General features: G+C 74.3%; 17 protein-coding genes. 11 read left to right on the top strand and 6 right to left on the bottom strand.

All coding sequences use genetic code 11. From position 1 onward, the window contains the following. The first annotated feature begins 5 nt into the window (after positions 1 to 5). The 3 genes from LN037_RS03595 to LN037_RS03585 all read left to right on the top strand — a co-directional run bounded on the left by LN037_RS03595 (position 6) and on the right by LN037_RS03585 (position 2700). Positions 6 to 905, top strand: a complete 900-nt coding sequence (locus LN037_RS03595; RefSeq protein WP_230749893.1) for a phosphoribosylaminoimidazolesuccinocarboxamide synthase — start codon at positions 6 to 8, stop codon at positions 903 to 905. Positions 906 to 960: 55 nt separating this feature from the next. Next, positions 961 to 1659, top strand: a complete 699-nt coding sequence (locus LN037_RS03590; RefSeq protein WP_230749891.1) for a DUF2334 domain-containing protein — start codon at positions 961 to 963, stop codon at positions 1657 to 1659. Between the two features lie 90 nt (positions 1660 to 1749). Further along, on the top strand, positions 1750 to 2700 hold the full coding sequence (locus LN037_RS03585) for an alpha/beta hydrolase (RefSeq protein ID WP_230749889.1): 951 nt from the start codon (positions 1750 to 1752) through the stop codon (positions 2698 to 2700). Here the strand turns inward: LN037_RS03585 and LN037_RS03580 are convergent. Beyond that, the gene (locus LN037_RS03580) at positions 2697 to 3356 is read right to left on the bottom strand and encodes an MBL fold metallo-hydrolase (RefSeq protein WP_230749887.1); all 660 of its coding nucleotides are present in this window, start codon (positions 3354 to 3356) and stop codon (positions 2697 to 2699) included. The genes LN037_RS03585 and LN037_RS03580 overlap by 4 nt on opposite strands. Before the next feature lie 51 nt (positions 3357 to 3407). Here LN037_RS03580 and purS point away from each other — a divergent pair, with 51 nt between their 5' ends. Together purS and purQ are read left to right on the top strand one after the other, a co-directional pair. Beyond that, positions 3408 to 3653, top strand: a complete 246-nt coding sequence (gene purS / locus LN037_RS03575) for a phosphoribosylformylglycinamidine synthase subunit PurS (protein WP_230749885.1) — start codon at positions 3408 to 3410, stop codon at positions 3651 to 3653. After that, a complete protein-coding gene (gene purQ, locus LN037_RS03570; protein ID WP_230749883.1) occupies positions 3650 to 4330 on the top strand; it encodes a phosphoribosylformylglycinamidine synthase subunit PurQ in 681 nt (226 codons plus the stop codon). Before purS ends, purQ begins: the two co-directional genes overlap by 4 nt. On the opposite strand, the gene LN037_RS03565 is transcribed toward purQ, so the two are convergent. Continuing rightward, the gene (locus tag LN037_RS03565; protein ID WP_230749881.1) at positions 4314 to 4877 is read right to left on the bottom strand and encodes a hypothetical protein; all 564 of its coding nucleotides are present in this window, start codon (positions 4875 to 4877) and stop codon (positions 4314 to 4316) included. The two genes, purQ and LN037_RS03565, sit on opposite strands and share 17 nt — an antisense overlap. A 271-nt stretch (positions 4878 to 5148) precedes the next feature. Here LN037_RS03565 and purL point away from each other — a divergent pair, with 271 nt between their 5' ends. Continuing rightward, on the top strand, positions 5149 to 7443 hold the full coding sequence (gene purL, locus LN037_RS03560; RefSeq protein WP_372460366.1) for a phosphoribosylformylglycinamidine synthase subunit PurL: 2295 nt from the start codon (positions 5149 to 5151) through the stop codon (positions 7441 to 7443). Positions 7444 to 7499: 56 nt separating this feature from the next. On the opposite strand, the gene LN037_RS03555 is transcribed toward purL, so the two are convergent. Continuing rightward, positions 7500 to 8204 (bottom strand): SGNH/GDSL hydrolase family protein, encoded by a 705-nt coding sequence (locus LN037_RS03555; protein WP_230749878.1) that lies wholly within the window; start codon positions 8202 to 8204, stop codon positions 7500 to 7502. A 22-nt stretch (positions 8205 to 8226) separates the two neighbouring features. Here LN037_RS03555 and LN037_RS03550 point away from each other — a divergent pair, with 22 nt between their 5' ends. The 4 genes from LN037_RS03550 to purM all read left to right on the top strand — a co-directional run bounded on the left by LN037_RS03550 (position 8227) and on the right by purM (position 13703). After that, positions 8227 to 8613, top strand: a complete 387-nt coding sequence (locus LN037_RS03550) for a sterol carrier family protein (RefSeq protein WP_230749876.1) — start codon at positions 8227 to 8229, stop codon at positions 8611 to 8613. A 140-nt stretch (positions 8614 to 8753) separates the two neighbouring features. Continuing rightward, positions 8754 to 10940, top strand: coding sequence for a putative bifunctional diguanylate cyclase/phosphodiesterase (locus tag LN037_RS03545; protein ID WP_230749874.1), 2187 nt, complete (start codon positions 8754 to 8756; stop codon positions 10938 to 10940). A gap of 109 nt (positions 10941 to 11049) precedes the next feature. Next, complete coding sequence (gene purF / locus LN037_RS03540; protein ID WP_230749873.1) at positions 11050 to 12636, top strand: amidophosphoribosyltransferase; 1587 nt, start codon at positions 11050 to 11052, stop codon at positions 12634 to 12636. Beyond that, complete coding sequence (gene purM, locus LN037_RS03535) at positions 12633 to 13703, top strand: phosphoribosylformylglycinamidine cyclo-ligase (protein WP_230749871.1); 1071 nt, start codon at positions 12633 to 12635, stop codon at positions 13701 to 13703. The genes purF and purM overlap by 4 nt, the downstream gene beginning before the upstream one ends. Before the next feature lie 144 nt (positions 13704 to 13847). Here the strand turns inward: purM and LN037_RS03530 are convergent, their stop codons facing one another. Together LN037_RS03530 and LN037_RS03525 are read right to left on the bottom strand one after the other, a co-directional pair. Continuing rightward, complete coding sequence (locus LN037_RS03530) at positions 13848 to 14066, bottom strand: hypervirulence associated TUDOR domain-containing protein (protein ID WP_230749870.1); 219 nt, start codon at positions 14064 to 14066, stop codon at positions 13848 to 13850. Positions 14067 to 14198: 132 nt separating this feature from the next. Next, positions 14199 to 14387, bottom strand: coding sequence for a DUF3073 domain-containing protein (locus LN037_RS03525; protein ID WP_230749868.1), 189 nt, complete (start codon positions 14385 to 14387; stop codon positions 14199 to 14201). A 136-nt stretch (positions 14388 to 14523) separates the two neighbouring features. On the opposite strand from LN037_RS03525, the gene LN037_RS03520 reads away from it, so the two are divergent. Then, positions 14524 to 15450, top strand: a complete 927-nt coding sequence (locus tag LN037_RS03520; RefSeq protein WP_230749867.1) for a DUF8083 family protein — start codon at positions 14524 to 14526, stop codon at positions 15448 to 15450. Between the two features lie 63 nt (positions 15451 to 15513). Here the strand turns inward: LN037_RS03520 and LN037_RS03515 are convergent, their stop codons facing one another. After that, on the bottom strand, positions 15514 to 16083 hold the full coding sequence (locus LN037_RS03515) for an RsiG family protein (RefSeq protein ID WP_230749865.1): 570 nt from the start codon (positions 16081 to 16083) through the stop codon (positions 15514 to 15516). Between the last annotated feature and the right edge of the window lie 27 nt (positions 16084 to 16110).

Raw genomic sequence — 16110 nt, 5'->3', positions numbered from 1 at the left:
CGGCCGTGGTGACCCTGGCGGACTACACGCACCTCGCGTCCGGGAAGGTGCGTGACCTCTACGCGGTCGACGACGAGACGTTGCTGCTCGTCGCGTCCGACCGGATCTCCGCCTACGACCACGTGCTGTCCACCCCGATCCCGGACAAGGGGCGCGTCCTCACGGCGCTCTCGGTGTTCTGGTTCGGCCTGCTCGGCGGGGCCGACGCCGCCGCCCCGCCGGTCGCCCACCACCTCGTCGCCGCCCGCGACGAGCGGATTCCCGACGAGGTCCGGGGCCGGGCGCTGCTCGTGCGTCGCCTCGAGATGGTGCCCGTGGAGTGCGTGGCCCGCGGCTACCTCGCGGGCTCCGGCACGGTCGACTACCGGGCCACCGGCGCGGTGTGCGGCGTGCCGCTGCCGGACGGGCTGACCGAGGCCTCGATGCTCCCGACGCCGATCTTCACCCCGGCGACGAAGGCCGAGGTGGGCGAGCACGACGAGAACGTCAGCTTCGAGTACGTGGCCGAGCAGGTCGGGGCCGACCTCGCGGGCGCGCTGCGGGACGCCACGCTCGCGGTCTACGCGCGCGGCTCGGCGTACGCGGCGAGCCGCGGGATCATCCTCGCCGACACGAAGCTGGAGTTCGGGCGCGACTCCTCCGGCGCCCTCGTCCTCGGCGACGAGGTGCTCACCCCCGACTCGTCGCGGTTCTGGCCGGCCGACGCCTACGAGCCCGGACACCCGCAGGCGTCGTTCGACAAGCAGTACGTGCGCGACTGGCTGACCTCGCCGGAGTCCGGCTGGGACCGCCACTCCGGCGAGGAGCCGCCGCCGCTGCCGGAGAAGGTCGTCGAGGCCACCCGCGACCGGTACGTCGAGGCGTACACCCGGATCACCGGCCAGCAGTGGCCCCCGGCTCTTTGAGCGACCGGCACACCGCGTTCACCTGCTCGGCACGTCGGTCGGGCTTGATGGTGGGGTGCAGCGACTCCTGGTCTCCGTCACCGGCCTCGCGCCCGGTGCCCCGCTCGCCGCGGCCGTCGCCCTCTGCGACGCCCTCGACGCCCGCCGGGTCCCGCTGACGCTGCTGGTCGGGCCCCGCCCGCACCCCGAGGTGGCCACGTTCGCCGCCGCGCGGCGCCGGGCCGGGGACGCCGTCCTGCTGCACGGCTTCCGCTCGGTGCACGACGACGCCCGCCCCTACCGTCGCCTGCCCGTCCTCGAGGCGCGGCTGCGCCTGGCCGGGGCCGCGCGGTCCGCCGAGGCGCTGGGTCTGCCGGTGGACGGCTTCGCCGCGCCGGGCTGGACCGTGTCGGCCGGGACCCGGGTGGCCCTCGCCGAGGCCGGCCTCGACCTGCTCGTGGACGACACCGGGGTCCACCGCCCGGGCCTCCCGACGGCAGGTCTCGCCGGTCCCGTCGTCGAGCCCGGCCGCCCCGCAGCGGCGGGGTGGCGGTCGCGGCTGGCCCGCACCCGGCGTCCGGCCGTGGCTGCGGAGCTGCTCCACCTCACCGTCGACGCCGGGGGCCGGACGGCGCAGCCGCTGCTCGACGCGGTCGACGCGGCCCTGGCCGACGGCGCCCTGCCCGTGTCGGCCGTCGACGCCGTCGGGCGTCGCCGGACCCGTCGTCCGGCGGACGGCTCGGTCGACCCCGAGCTGTGGTCGACGACCGCCTAGGTGGCTTCGCCGTGTGAGCACTTCCCGTGGCTCGCGCCACGGAAGGTGCTCACATGCGCCCCGCTCACCCGCTGTGGTCCACTTCACGGCGTGACGATCGAGATGGACCCCGAGGTGGCGGCCGCGATGGCCCCGATCGCAGCCGCGGCGGCCAACCAGACACCCCCGCCCGTCGGTGACTGGCAGACCCGCCGGGCCGCGGTCGACGAACTCCTCGGCGCCTACACCGGCGCGTGGGAGCCCCCGGAGGACGTCACCGTCACCGAGCTCGAGGCGCCCGCGGCCGACGGCACGCCCATCGGGATGCGGCTCTACCGCCGTGCGGGCGACCAGCCCGGCTCGCTCGCCGTGTACGTCCACGGCGGCGGCATGTTCCTGTGCTCGATCGACACGCACGACCCCGTCTGCCGCGCGTACACCCATCTCTCCGGGGTGCCGCTGCTCTCGGTCGACTTCCGCTTCGCGCCCGAGCACCCGTACCCGACCTCGGTCGAGGACGTGTACGCCGCGCTCGTCTGGGCGGCCCAGCACGCCGACGAGCTGGGCGTCGACCCGGCGCGGATCGCGATCATGGGCGACTCCGCCGGCGGCGGGATGGCGGCCGGCGTCGCTCTCATGGCCCGCGACCGCGGCGCGCCCGCCCTCGCGGCGCAGATCCTCGTCTACCCGATGCTCGACGACCGGACCACGACGCCCGACCCGGAGATCGAGCCGTACGCGATGTGGTCCACCGACGACAACATCACCGGGTGGGGCTGCCTGCTCGGCGCCGCCGCGGGCGGCCCGGACGTCCCGGCCTACGCGGCGCCCTCCCGCGCGACCGACCTCGGCGGCCTGCCGCCGGCGTTCATCGACGTCGGGCAGCTCGACATCTTCCGCAACGAGGACGTCGACTACGCCGCGCGTCTTGCCCGGGCGGGCGTCGGCGTGGAGCTGCAGCTCCACCCCGGCGTCCCGCACGCCTTCGAGGTGTTCGCCCCGCGGGCCGCCGTGTCGCAGCGGGCGATGGCGGCCCGGGTGCGCGCCCTGCGGTCGGTCTAGAAGCTCGCGGCCACCCCGCGGGCGAGGACGCGCACGTCGGTCGCCGACGGGGAGAGCTGGTCGAACAGGCCGTAGTGCAGGTCGGGGTTCGCGAGCACGGCCTCGTGGATGGGCACCGCGACCGGCGGGGCGACCGCGCGCAGGTAGTCCACGGCGTCCGCCACCTTGAGCCACGGCGCCCCGGTCGGCAGGAGCAGCACGTCCACGCCGTCCGGGGCGGGCACGTAGGCGTCGCCGGGGTGCAGCACCGTGCCGCCCTCGGCCCGCAGCACGTACCCGTTGTTCGGGATCACGGGGATGTCCGGGTGGATCACGGCGTGCTCGCCCCGCTCCGCCCCGACGACCTCGATCGACGTGCCCGCGACCGTGAAGGTCTCGCCGGGCTCGCGGCGGGTGTGGTCGATGCCGCGCTCGCGCAGCACGTCCGCGGTGCCGTTGTCGACGATCAGCTCGGCGTCCGGGTTCTGCGCGAGCAGCGCGGGGAGCTTCTCCACGTCGAGGTGATCGACGTGCTGATGGGTGACGAGGATCGCGTCGAGCCCCTCGAGCGTCTGCCAGCCCTCCGAGAAGACCCCGGGATCGAGCAGGACCCGCGCGGATCCGGTGTCGACGACGACGCAGGCGTGCCCGAGGTGGACGAGTTCGGTGGCGGTCACGACAGCGGACTTCCCCCGGGGCCGCCGCGAGCAACCCGCTACCCTGACGGGGTGGCACGAGTGATCGTCGACGTCCTGCCGAAAGCCGAGATCCTCGACCCCCAGGGCCAGGCCGTGGCCCGCGCGATGGGCCGCCTCGGGGTGTCGGGGGTCGCCGACGTCCGTCAGGGCAAGCACTTCGTGCTCGAGGTGGACGACTCGGTGGACGACGCCGAGCTGGAGCGCATCGCCGAGTCGCTGCTGGCGAACCCGGTGATGGAGGAGTGGGTCGTGCGACGGGAGAACACGCAGCCGTGAGTGCGCGCATCGGGGTCATCACCTTCCCCGGCACCCTCGACGACGTCGACGCCGCGCGGGCGGTGCGCTACGCGGGCGCCGAGGCGGTCGGGCTGTGGCACCGGGACACGGACCTGCAGTCGGTGGACGCGGTCGTCGTGCCCGGCGGCTTCTCCTACGGCGACTACCTGCGGGCCGGCGCCATCGCCGCGCAGTCACCCGTGATGGGCCCGGTGGTCGAGGCGGCCCGCCGCGGCATGCCGGTGCTGGGCATCTGCAACGGTTTCCAGATCCTCTGCGAGGCGGGTCTGCTCCCCGGCGCGCTCGTGCGCAACACGGGCCTGCGCTTCATCTGCCGCGAGATCCGCCTGCGGGTGGAGAACGCGGACACCGCCTGGACGGCCGGCTTCGAGCCGGGCGCGGCCATCACCGTGCCGCTCAAGTCGGGCGAGGGGCGGTTCGTCGCCGACGAGGCGACGCTCGACCGGCTGGAGGGGGAGGGCCGGGTCGTGTTCCGCTACGCGGAGCCCGCCCCGAACGGCGCGCTGCGCGACATCGCCGGCATCTGCTCCACCGACGGTCGCGTCGTGGGACTCATGCCCCACCCCGAGCACGCCATCGACCCGCTGACGGGCCCCGGCGTCGACGGGCTCGGCCTGTTCACCTCGGTCCTCGGCCGCCTCACGGCAGCAGCGTGACCCGGAGCTCCCACAGGTCGGCGTAGACCATCAGCATCCGGCCGCCGAGGTGCAGGACCAGGCCCCGCATCTCGTCCGGACGCTCGACGTGAGAGACCACGCGGTCGACGTCCTCGAGCGCGTCGCCGACGACCTCGTCGAACGGGGCGAGCCGGCCCACCGGCATCCCCTCGTCGGTGTCGAAGGGCGCGGGGAGGACGGGCACCACGGTGTCGCCCCGCGAGCCGGGCGCGACGGCCAGGACGGTGTGCTCGCCCTCGGCGCCCTCGAAGACGAACTCGAGCATGCCCTGCGACGGGTCGACGTACCGGGCGACCCCGGCGGGGACGCGTCCCTCCACGTCGAGCCGGTGCCGGCGGACCGCGACGAGTTCACGGTCCAGCACCAGCGACAGGGCGGAGAGCGGGTCGGTGCGCGGGGCGTCCGCCACCGCGGTGGCGGGTACGGGCGCGGCCGGTGCGAGGGTGTCCGTGGACACCGGCGCGACCCACTGCGCACGCACGGCGGCGGCCCGCTGTGCGGAAGCACTCACGGATGCTGCGGTCATGGGCACATCATGGACGGGGGGTCCGACAGTCACGGGAATTGCGCGACACGCCACGCGGCGAACTCGCCGAGACGTCGTAGTCGGGCCGTGAGCGGCCACCCGAACGACGGACACGCGGAGCGACCGAGATGTGCGGTCGGTGACGCACGACGAGTGACGGGTCGAACAGTCTTTGATCTTCCATCAGTCGTTCGGCGTGTTTCCTTCACCGGACCAGTGGGCACCGCCACGCTCGCGGCGGCGGGACACGCGCGTCAGTAGTGTTCTCCGTGTGACTGTGCAGGACCAGGCCACCGGTACTCCGCCCCTCGACACGGTCGCGAACGCCGCCGCGACCCCGGAGCACGAGCAGCCCTGGGCCGCGCTCGGGCTGCGCGACGAGGAGTACGCGCGGATCCGGGAGATCCTCGGCCGCCGCCCCACCGACGCCGAGCTCGCCATGTACTCGGTGATGTGGTCGGAGCACTGCTCCTACAAGTCCTCGAAGGTCCACCTGCGCCGCTTCGGCGAGACCACGACCGACGAGATGCGCCGCCACCTGCTCGCGGGCATCGGCGAGAACGCGGGCGTGATCGACGTCGGCGACGGCTGGGCGGTCACCTTCAAGATCGAGTCGCACAACCACCCGTCGTACGTCGAGCCCCACCAGGGCGCCGCGACCGGCGTCGGCGGCATCGTCCGCGACATCATGGCCATGGGCGCGCGCCCGGTCGCCGTCATGGACGGGCTGCGGGTCGGCCCGCTCGACGCGCCCGACACGGCCCGCGTGCTCCCCGGTGTCGTCTCCGGGGTCGGCTTCTACGGCAACTGCCTCGGCCTGCCCAACCTCGGCGGCGAGGTCGTCTTCGACCCCACCTACGCCGGGAACCCGCTGGTCAACGCGCTCTGCGTCGGCGTCCTGCGCACCGAGGACCTGCACCTGGCCTTCGCCTCCGGCGTCGGCAACAAGATCGTGCTCTTCGGCGCGCGGACCGGGCTCGACGGCATCGGCGGCGTCTCCGTCCTCGCCTCGGAGACCTTCGGCGAGGGAACGGGCCGCAAGAAGCTCCCGAGCGTCCAGGTCGGCGACCCCTTCGCCGAGAAGGTGCTCATCGAGTGCTGCCTCGAGCTCTACGCCGCGGGGCTCGTCGTCGGGATCCAGGACCTCGGGGGCGCCGGCCTGTCCTGCGCCACGAGCGAGCTGGCGAGCGCGGGCGACGGTGGGATGGAGATCGACCTCGACCAGGTGCACCTGCGGGCCGAGGGCATGACCCCCGCCGAGATCCTCTCCTCGGAGTCCCAGGAGCGGATGTGCGCGGTCGTCACGCCGGAGAACGTCGAGGCGTTCCTGGCCGTCTGCGAGCGCTGGGACGTCACCGCCCGGGTGATCGGCGAGGTCACCGACGGCGAGAACCTGCGCATCCACGCGGGCGGCGAGGTCGTCGTCGACGTCCCGCCGCGCACGGTCGCCCACGACGGCCCGGTCTACTCCCGTCCCTTCGCCCGCCCCGCCGCGCAGGACGAGCTCCAGGCGTCCACGACGGCGGGTCTGGCCCGTCCGGGCACGCCGGCCGAGCTCGCCGAGCAGGTCGTGCGGCTCGCGTCGTCCCCGCAGCTCGCCTCCCGCGCGTGGGTCACCGAGCAGTACGACCGCTACGTCCGCGGCAACACCGCCGCGGCGACCCCCGCGGACGCCGGGGTGCTGCGGATCGACGAGTCGAGCGACCGCGGGATCGCGCTCGCCATCGACTGCAACGCCCGCTTCTGCCTGCTCGACCCGCGGGAGGGTGCCCGCCTCGCGCTCGCCGAGTCGGTCCGCAACGTCGCGGCGTCCGGGGCCCGACCGGTCGCGGTCTCCGACTGCCTGAACTTCGGCTCGCCGGAGGACCCGGCCGTCATGTGGCAGTTCGCCGAGGCGGTCGACGGCCTCGCGCAGGCGTGCGCCGAGCTCGGCATCCCCGTCACCGGCGGCAACGTCAGCTTCTACAACCAGACCGCGACGACGGCCATCCTCCCGACCCCCGTCGTCGGCGTCCTCGGCCTCGTCGACGACGTCCACCGGGCCGTGCCGCACGGCTTCGGCGCCCCGGGCGACGCGGTGTGGCTGCTCGGCGAGACCGCCGACGAGCTCGACGGTTCCGCCTGGGCCGGCGTGGTGCACGAGCACCTCGGCGGCCGTCCCCCGCGCTGCGACCTCGCCGCCGAGGCGCGCCTGGCCGGGGTCATGGCCGACGGTGCCGCCCGGGGCCTGTTCTCCGGCGCCCACGACCTCTCCGACGGCGGGCTCGCCCACGCGCTCGTGGAGTGCGCGGTCGACTCCCGCGTCGGCGCCGCCGTGACCCTGCCGCCCGGCGAGCTCGACCCGGCCGCCGCCCTGTTCTCCGAGTCGGCCGCCCGCATGCTCGTCTCGGTCCCGGCCGCCGCCGAGGCCGACCTCGCCCGGCTCTGCGTCGAGGTCGGACAGCCCGCGGCCCGGCTCGGCGAGGTCGGTGGGGACGCGCTCGCCATCGACGGGGTCGACCCGCTCGACGTGGCCGAGCTGGTCATCGCGCACGCCTCGACGCTGCCGTCGGTGCTGGACGCCTGAGCCGGCCCCCCCACCCCGCTGCCGACGCATTGCTGGCACCCCGCAGGGACCAGGGACTACGACGACGGCAGCGCCGCCACCCACGCCGCGGCGTGCCGGGCGTAGCCGAGCCGGTTCGGGTGGGCGAGGTCCGGCCCGAACTGCCACGGCCACATCCGGTGCGTGGCGGCCTCGAGGGCGACGGGCCGCAGGTGCGGGTGTTCGGCCAGGACCTCGCGGGCCACGGCGGCGAGCCCGGTCCCGGCCCGGCGCACCGGCCCGCGCTGCAGATCCGGCACGTCGGCGACGAGCGACCCGGCCGGCAGGGCCGCGCACAGGGCGCCGAAGGTCTCCCGGTACCGCTCCGGCGACACCCCCTGCGCGGCGTCGTTGGTCCCGATGCCGAGCGCCACCAGGTCGGCGGGCGGCATCTCCGGCAGCTGGTCGCGCAGGACGTCCGCCGCGGTCGCGCCGACCACCCCGAGGACGACCACCCGCACCCGCCGTCCGGAACGCTCCTCCCACGCCGCCGCCAGCCGGCCCGCCCACGACGACGACGGGTCGACCGAGCCCATCCCCTGCGACAGCGAGTCCCCGAGCGCGACGAGCGTGAGCGTCCCGGGCGAGCGGCGGCGTCGACGCCAGTAGGCGGCGTGGTCGGCCTCCATCGTCTGCGCCGCGGCGAGGCCCCGTCCCCAGGCCGCGAGCACCGCGAGTCCCAGGACGCCGAGCCCCCGGCGGACGATCCGGACCCCGCTGCACCCCGTCCCCGGCCGCCTCACGTCGCCTAGATTCACACACACCATGCCGAGTCGCCGTCCGCCCGAGCCCGCCGAGGTCCGCGCCGCCCTGCTCGCCGTCGCCCCGTGGGTCGACGACGACGCCGACCTCCCGCCGCGACCGGACCGCGCGGCCGCCGTGCGGATGTCACTCGCTGCGCTCGAACAGGTGGCGCCGGGGCGCAGCGTGGAAGTGCGCGTACCGCCATTCGGAGCAGTACACTGCATCGATGGGCCCCGTCACACCCGTGGCACTCCCCCCAACGTGGTGGAGACCGATGCGCGGACGTGGTGTGCCCTCGCGCTCGGTCGGCTCGACTTCGACGCGGCCGTCGCCTCCGGTGCCGTGTCGGCCTCCGGGCACCGGGCCGGGCAGGTGGCCGCGTGGCTGCCGCTGGTCGCTCCGGGTTGATCCCACCGTCCGGGTGGCCGAGGCCGTCCGCGGGCGTGCCGGGGTCCGTATGCTCGCCTCGACGGAGGATGGTGACGCCGTGACGCGAGCGGACTGGGCCGACCCCGGCATCGCGCGCGTCCCGGACACGGCGGGGCGCCGTGACTGAGATCCGCGCCCACTCCGTCGACCCGCTCGTCGTCCACACCCTCGCGCGCGAGTGGGCGGTCGAGGTCGAGGGCACCAGCTACGTGCCGATGGGTTCCGACGAGCTCGTCGAGTACCTCACCGAGATCAGCGCCGACCTCGTCGCGGCGCTCCGCGCCCGCCCGGCCCGCACCGCCGCCGGGCACGAGGCGGGTCGCCGCCTGGTGCAGGCGCACTTCACCGGCCCCTCGACGGTCGAGCGCACCCTGATGCTGCTCGGCCGGCGGCTGCCCGAGCTGCTCGGGGAGGACCTGCGCGACGACGTCCTCGCCCTCGTCGGCGCGCTCGCCGCCGGGTACGCCACGACGCTGCGCGACCGCACGCTCGACGAGCAGGAGGCGATCCGCCGCGCGGTGATCGTCGCCCGGCACCAGACCGAGCAGGCGCTGCACGCGAGCGAGGCCCGGTTCCGGGCCATGTTCTACGAGGCCGCGATCGGCATCGGCCTGGGCGACATGCAGGGCCGGATCGTCGAGGTGAACCCGGCGCTGACGCAGATGTTCGGCTACACCGCGCAGGAGATGCGCCGCCGCACGGTCGGCGAGCTGGCCCACCCGGAGGACCTGCCGTCGGTCTGGGTGCTCTACGAGCGGCTGCTCGCGGGCGAGCTGGACAACTTCTGCATCGAGAAGCGGTTCTACCGCAAGGACGGCGAGGAGATCATCTGCAACCTGACGCTCTCGCTGGTCCGCGACGAGCGGGGACGGCCCTCGTACCAGGTCGCCATGCTCGAGGACGTCACCGAGCGGCACGCGTTGCAGTCCCACCTGGAGTACCAGGCCTTCCACGACACCCTCACCACGCTGCCCAACCGCGCCCTGTTCGCCGAGCGGGTCGAGCACATCTTCTCGACGACGGGCCCGGGCTCGGCCCGGCGCGTCGGGCTCTGCTTCCTCGACCTCGACGGGTTCAAGGCGGTCAACGACTCCCTCGGCCACGACGTCGGCGACCTCATGCTGCAGGAGGTCGCCCAGCGGCTCGCCGACCAGGCCACCGACGGCGAGCTCGTCGCCCGGATGGGCGGCGACGAGTTCGTGGTGCTCGTCGAGAACTCCCGCGGGGTCGACCAGCTGGTCGCCCTCGCCGAACGCATCCTCGCCGCGCTGGCCGAGCCGCTGGAACTGGCGGGCCAGGAGCTCGCCGTCTCCGCGAGCATCGGCATCGTCGAGCGCCCGGTGGTGGGCGGTGACCCCTCGGAGCTGATGCGGGCCGCCGACATCACCCTGTACTCCGCGAAGGCCGACGGCCGGGGCCGCTGGGCCCTGCACGACCCCAGCCGCGACGAGGCCGAGATCACCCGGTTCGCGCTCTCGGCGGCGATGCCCGCGGCGATCGAGCGCGAGGAGTTCTTCGTGCTCTACCAGCCGCTGGTCGCGATGGGCGACCACGGCATGCGCGGGGTCGAGGCGCTCGTGCGCTGGCACCACCCGCGGCTCGGGGTGCTCGGCCCCGGACGGTTCATCGGTCTCGCCGAGGAGACCGGCGCCATCGTGCCGCTCGGGCACTGGGTGCTCGCCCGCGCCTGCCGCGACGCGCGCCGCTGGTACGACGAGTTCGGCGAGGACGCGCCCTTCGTCTCGGTCAACGTCGCGCCGCGCCAGCTGCACGAGCCGTCGCTGCTCGCCGACGTCGAGCAGGTGCTCGCCGAGACCGGCCTCCCGCCCCGCCTGCTGCAGATCGAGCTCACCGAACGCGCCCTCACCACCGACGAGGGGGCGCCGCTCAAGGCGCTCGACGGTCTGCGCGAGCTCGGGGTGCGGATCGCGATCGACGACTTCGGCACCGGCTACTCCAACCTCTCCTACCTGCGCACGCTGCCCGTCGACGTGATCAAGCTCGACGGCTCGTTCGGCGAGCGGCTGCGCGACGAGGAGGTCACCGACACCGTCGACGAGCGGATCGTCGGGACGTTGGTCGACCTCGGGCACGCGCTCGGGATGACGGTGTGCGCCGAGGGCGTCGAGACCGGGGCGCAGGCCGACCGGCTGCGCCGCCTGGGGTGCGACGAGGGCCAGGGCTGGCACTTCGCCGCCGCGCTGCCGCGCGAGGACATCCGCGACGTGCTCCACCGGCCGGACGCCCGGTCGTGGCCCGGGCCCGGGGACCCGATCGGCGGACGGGTCACGTCGTCCCTTTCGTGAGGTTCGGGGGCCTCCGGGGCGCCCAGGTGTTGCCAGCGCGACTCCGCAGGGAGCCCTGACACACGTACCCTGGGCGCTGCGCCCCGCCCCCGTCTCGAGGAGCCCCTCGGTGGTCGAAGCCGATCCCGGTCCGTCGGCACCCACATCCCCCCAGGACGACGTCCCCCACGAGGAGTGCGGGGTCTTCGGTGTCTGGGCCCCGGGCGAGGAGGTCGCGAAGCTGACCTACTTCGGCCTGTTCGCCCTTCAGCACCGCGGCCAGGAGGCGGCCGGCATCGCCGTCTCCGACGGCCGCCAGATCGTCGTCTTCAAGGACCTGGGGCTGGTCAGCCAGGTCTTCGACGAGCAGACGCTCTCCTCGCTGCGCGGACACATGGCCGTGGGCCACACGCGCTACTCGACCACCGGCTCGTCGACCTGGGAGAACGCCCAGCCGACCTTCCGGACGACGAGCGCGGGCACCGGGATCGCGCTCGGCCACAACGGCAACCTGGTCAACACCGCGGAGCTCGTCGCGCGCCGCGCCGAGGCGTCGTCCTCGCGCAGCCGCGTCACCGCCACCACCGACTCCGACGTCGTGACCGGCCTGCTCGCCGAGTCCGCCACCGACCTCGGCGTCGAGGAGGCGGCCCTGCGCCTGCTGCCCGACCTGCGCGGCGCCTTCAGCCTCGCCTTCTGCGACGAGACGACGCTCTACGCCGCCCGCGACCGGCACGGCGTGCGCCCGCTGGTGCTCGGCCGCCTCGACCGCGGCTGGGTGGTCGCCTCCGAGACCGCCGCCCTGGACATCGTCGGCGCCTCGTTCGTGCGCGAGGTCGAGCCCGGTGAGCTGATCGCGATCGACGCCGACGGGCTGCGGTCCTCGCGCTTCGCGGCGCCCGAGCCCAAGGGCTGCATCTTCGAGTACGTCTACCTCGCCCGGCCCGACACCTCGATCGCCGGCCGCGGCGTGCACTCCACCCGCGTCGAGATCGGTCGCAAGCTGGCCAAGGAGCACCCGGCCGAGGCCGACCTCGTCATCCCGGTCCCGGAGTCCGGTACCCCGGCGGCGGTCGGCTACGCCGAGGCCTCGGGCATCCCCTACGGCATGGGCCTGGTCAAGAACGCCTACGTGGGCCGGACGTTCATCCAGCCCTCGCAGACGATCCGCCAGCTCGGCATCCGGCTGAAGCTGAACCCGCTGCGCGAGGTCATCCGGGGCAAGCGCCTCGTGGTGGTCGACGACTCGATCGTCCGCGGCAACACGCAGCGGTCCCTGGTGCGCATGCTCCGCGAGGCCGGTGCCGTCGAGGTGCACGTCCGGATCGCGTCGCCGCCCGTGCGCTGGCCCTGCTTCTACGGCATCGACTTCGCCTCGCGGGCCGAGCTGATCGCCAACGGCCTGGACAACGAGGGCATCCGGCGCTCCGTGGGCGCCGACAGCCTCGGCTACATCTCCTCGGAGGGCCTCATCGCGGCCACCGAGCAGCCCCGCTCCCGGCTGTGCACCGCGTGCTTCTCCGGCGAGTACCCGATCCCCCTGCCCGAGGAGGCCATGGTGGGCAAGCACCTGCTCGAGGACGTCGCGGGCACCGCCTGCGGCGACCCGGGCAACGTCGTCCACCAGAACGGCACCCGCGCGGGGGTCCCGGTACCGATCCCGGCGTCGCGCACCACCCCGGGCTACGGCGCCGAGGACGCCCTCTCGCGCCCGTGAGCGGGACCGTGAACGGTGGCGGGAGCAGCTACGCCGAGGCGGGCGTCGACGTCGCCGCCGGCGAGCGCGCCGTCGACCTGATCAAGCCGCTGGCCGCCGCCACCCGCCGGCCCGAGGTGCGGGGCGGGATCGGCGGCTTCGCCGGGCTGTTCGCGCTGAAGACCGGCAAGTACACCGAGCCGCTGCTGGCCGCGTCCACCGACGGCGTCGGCACGAAGATCGCGGTCGCGCAGGCCGCCGACAAGCACGACACCGTCGGTCTGGACCTCGTCGCGATGGTCGTGGACGACCTCGTGGTCTGCGGGGCCGAGCCGCTCTTCCTCCAGGACTACCTGGCGATCGGGAAGGTCGACCCCGCCAAGGTCGCGGCCATCGTCTCCGGCATCGCGGAGGGCTGCCGCATCGCCGGCTGCGCCCTGCTCGGCGGCGAGACCGCGGAGCACCCCGGCGTGATGGAGCCGCACCACTACGACCTGTCGGCCACCGGCGTCGGGGTCGTCGAGGCCGACCGCGTCCTCGGCCCGGAGCGGGTGCGCGCGGGGGACCAGGTCATCGCCATGGCCTCGTCCGGGCTGCACTCCAACGGCTACTCGCTCGCCCGCCGGGTGCTGCTCGACATCGGCCGGATGTCGCTCGACGGCCACGTCGAGGAGTTCGGCCACACGCTCGGCGAGGAACTCCTCGTGCCCACCCGCATCTACGCGCGGGACTGCCTGGCGCTCGCCGCGGAGACCGACGTGCGCACGTTCGCCCACATCACGGGCGGCGGGCTGACGGCCAACCTCGCGCGCGTCATCCCGAAGGGGCTGCACGCCGACCTCGACCGCACCACGTGGAACCCGGCACCGGTGTTCAAACTGATCGCCGGCCGGGGACGGGTGGAGCGCGCCGAGATGGAGGCGACGTTCAACATGGGCGTCGGGATGGTGGCGATCGTGCCGCCCGACGACGTCGACCGTGCCCTCGCCGTCCTCACCGCCAAGCACGTGCCGGCGTGGGTGCTGGGCGAGATCGTCCGGGGCGAGATCCCGGGCGCGACGCTCTACGGGGACCACCCGCGCTTCTGAGGGAACCCGTTGAGGGTCACGTCACGCAGCGTCCGGGTGACCCGGAGCTGACCGGTGTGGTCCTCGCGGTACGGCGTCCACGTGCAGACGACCGACACCGGTCCGGACGACGGGTCCGCACCGGACCCGTCGTCGGGACGGGGGTCAGTCGCTCTTCAGCTCGCTGTGGAGCTTGAGCACCCGCTGGCCGTCGTCCTGCTTCAGCACGTAGGCCGGGTTGTCCTCCGTGCCGTTGCGCGTCTGCTTCTTGCCGTCGATCTGACGCTCGACGCGCTCCGCGTGCACCTCGTCGACCTGGGCCTCACCTTCACCGTTGCCCCAGTTCCACTTCACCTGGTCGCCCTTGCTGAAGGCCTTCGTCATCGCACTCTCCCCTCCGCATCGGGACACACGGCATCGCGTCCCGTCGCCGTCCCACGACGGGGGCGGCTCGACGGGGCGGGATGCCCCCGAGGCGGAGCGGTGAAGCGCGGGGAGGAAGACCCGTCCGAGGTGTCAGCGCTCGTCGTAGCTGTACTCGGAGTAGCGGGAGTCCACTTGGTCGTCCTCGTCGACGGTGTGCCGCGAGAACGGGTCCCCGCTGGCCAACTCCCTCTGCAGGGCGTCGAAGTCGGTGCTGGGGGAGCTGTACTTGAGCTCGCGAGCGACCTTCGTCTGCTTCGCCTTGGCTCGTCCGCGTCCCATGGGCAATGACCCCCTCGAACAGGGCGGGGGGCGGCCGGTCAGACCGGCGGCCCCCCTCATCTCATAGCAATGCTCGTGGCACGAGCATACCGTGTGTCCGAACGCGCGTGCGACGTGACGTGGCACCATCGCGCCCGTGCCCGCCCCCTTCGCCTGCTACCTCCGCGTCTACGAGCCGTTGGGGGCGCTCCCGGGGCCGTTGGCCCAGCGTGTGAGGGCCGGACTCGCCCGGGGTGCGATCCCGGTCACCCGCGTGGGTGCCCGCGAACGCGACGTGTGTCTCAGGGCACAGCTCGGCGTCCCGGTGCGTCTGCTGCCCGGCGAGCGGGTCGACGGGACCGCCACGGAGGGCCCCGTGGACGTCCTGCTGGCCGACGGGGCCGACGCTCCCGCGGCCGAGGAGGGATCGCCCGCGCCGGCCCGCTTCGGGCCCACGACGATGGTCTGTCCCCTCGACACCCGGCCGCGCGCGGCGGCGGCCCTGGTGGGCTTCCTGTCCACCGAGTCGCCGGTGCTGCGGACGGCCGCGCTGAACCACGAGGAGTCGACGGTGCGCTCCCGCGCGGAGGCGGTGGTGGCGGAGCTCGGGGAGGGCGCCACGCACATCGTGTCGGCCACCTGGACGGTGCCGCTGCCGTGGTTCGTGCTCGTCGAGGCCGCCGACCGGGTGCTCGTCCTCGCGCACGACGACGCGGCCACCGCGGACGGCCCCGGGCTGCGCCGGCGCTGCTACTGGCGGGTGTCCATGGCCGACGCCCTGGCCCGCGCCGACTCGGCCGCCGAGCTGCTGAGCTCGACCCTGGGCGACGGCGGGCCCGCCGAGGTGCTGCGCGACACCGCCCGCTGGCTGCGGCACTTCGACGCCGGGTCCCTGGTCGAGCTGGACTACGGCGGGCTCGTGCAGCTGGTCGACGACGAGACGCTCGCCGGGGACACCTCGGCCGAGGACGTCGCCGCGGCGCTCGACGCGTTGCGCGAGGGCGACGCCGAGAAGGCCATGGAGAGCTACCGCCGGCTCCGGGACTTCTGGGCGAGCCGGGCGATCCGGGAGCGCGCGAACTAGGGGTGGCCTACGGCCCTGTGAGCACTTTCGGCGCCTATAGCCGCCGAAAGTGCTCACGAGCCGCTAGGCACCTTCGCGCTCCCGCCGCAGCAGCTCGTCGATGCTCGCCGACCCGGTGCGGTAGCGGCGGCCGATCTCGTCGTTGCAGGCGTCCATCACCTGCTGCACGCGGATGCGGTGGTCGGACACCGAGGCCTCCTCGGCGGCGTAGGCCTCGGCGGACTCGGCCAGCTCGGCGTCGGAGAGGGTCGCGACGTCGGAGAGCCCGGTGTCAGCGAGCAGCGCCTCGACGTGCCGCCGGTGGGACTCGGCGCGCGAGGGCTGCACCGTGTGGTGGCGGCCGCGACCGGCGGCCGGGCCGATCGCGTTGTCGGCGAGGATGCGGGGCAGGGCGTCGACCACCGAGGGCTCCTCGGCCGAGCCGGTCCCGGCGCGCCGGTGCTCCTCGAAGCGCACGATGTCGATCCGCGCGTGGAGCAGCCGCCGCAGGTACGACAGGTCGGTCTCCTCCTGGGCGGCGTCGTCGCGCATCGCCCGGAGTTCGTCGAGCGAGCGGTCACCGATCGCGGCGAGGAACGCGGGGTCGAGGACGCGGTCGAGGCGCCGCCGACCACCCTGCCGGAACTCGATCATGGCCCCCATGGTGACCGACCCACCCGT

Origin of the sequence: Actinomycetospora soli (genome assembly GCF_021026295.1) — a bacterium.
Classification (GTDB): domain Bacteria; phylum Actinomycetota; class Actinomycetes; order Mycobacteriales; family Pseudonocardiaceae; genus Actinomycetospora; species Actinomycetospora soli.
Note: the sequence above shows the minus strand (reverse complement) of the source record. Positions and strands in the feature narration are given on the sequence as shown.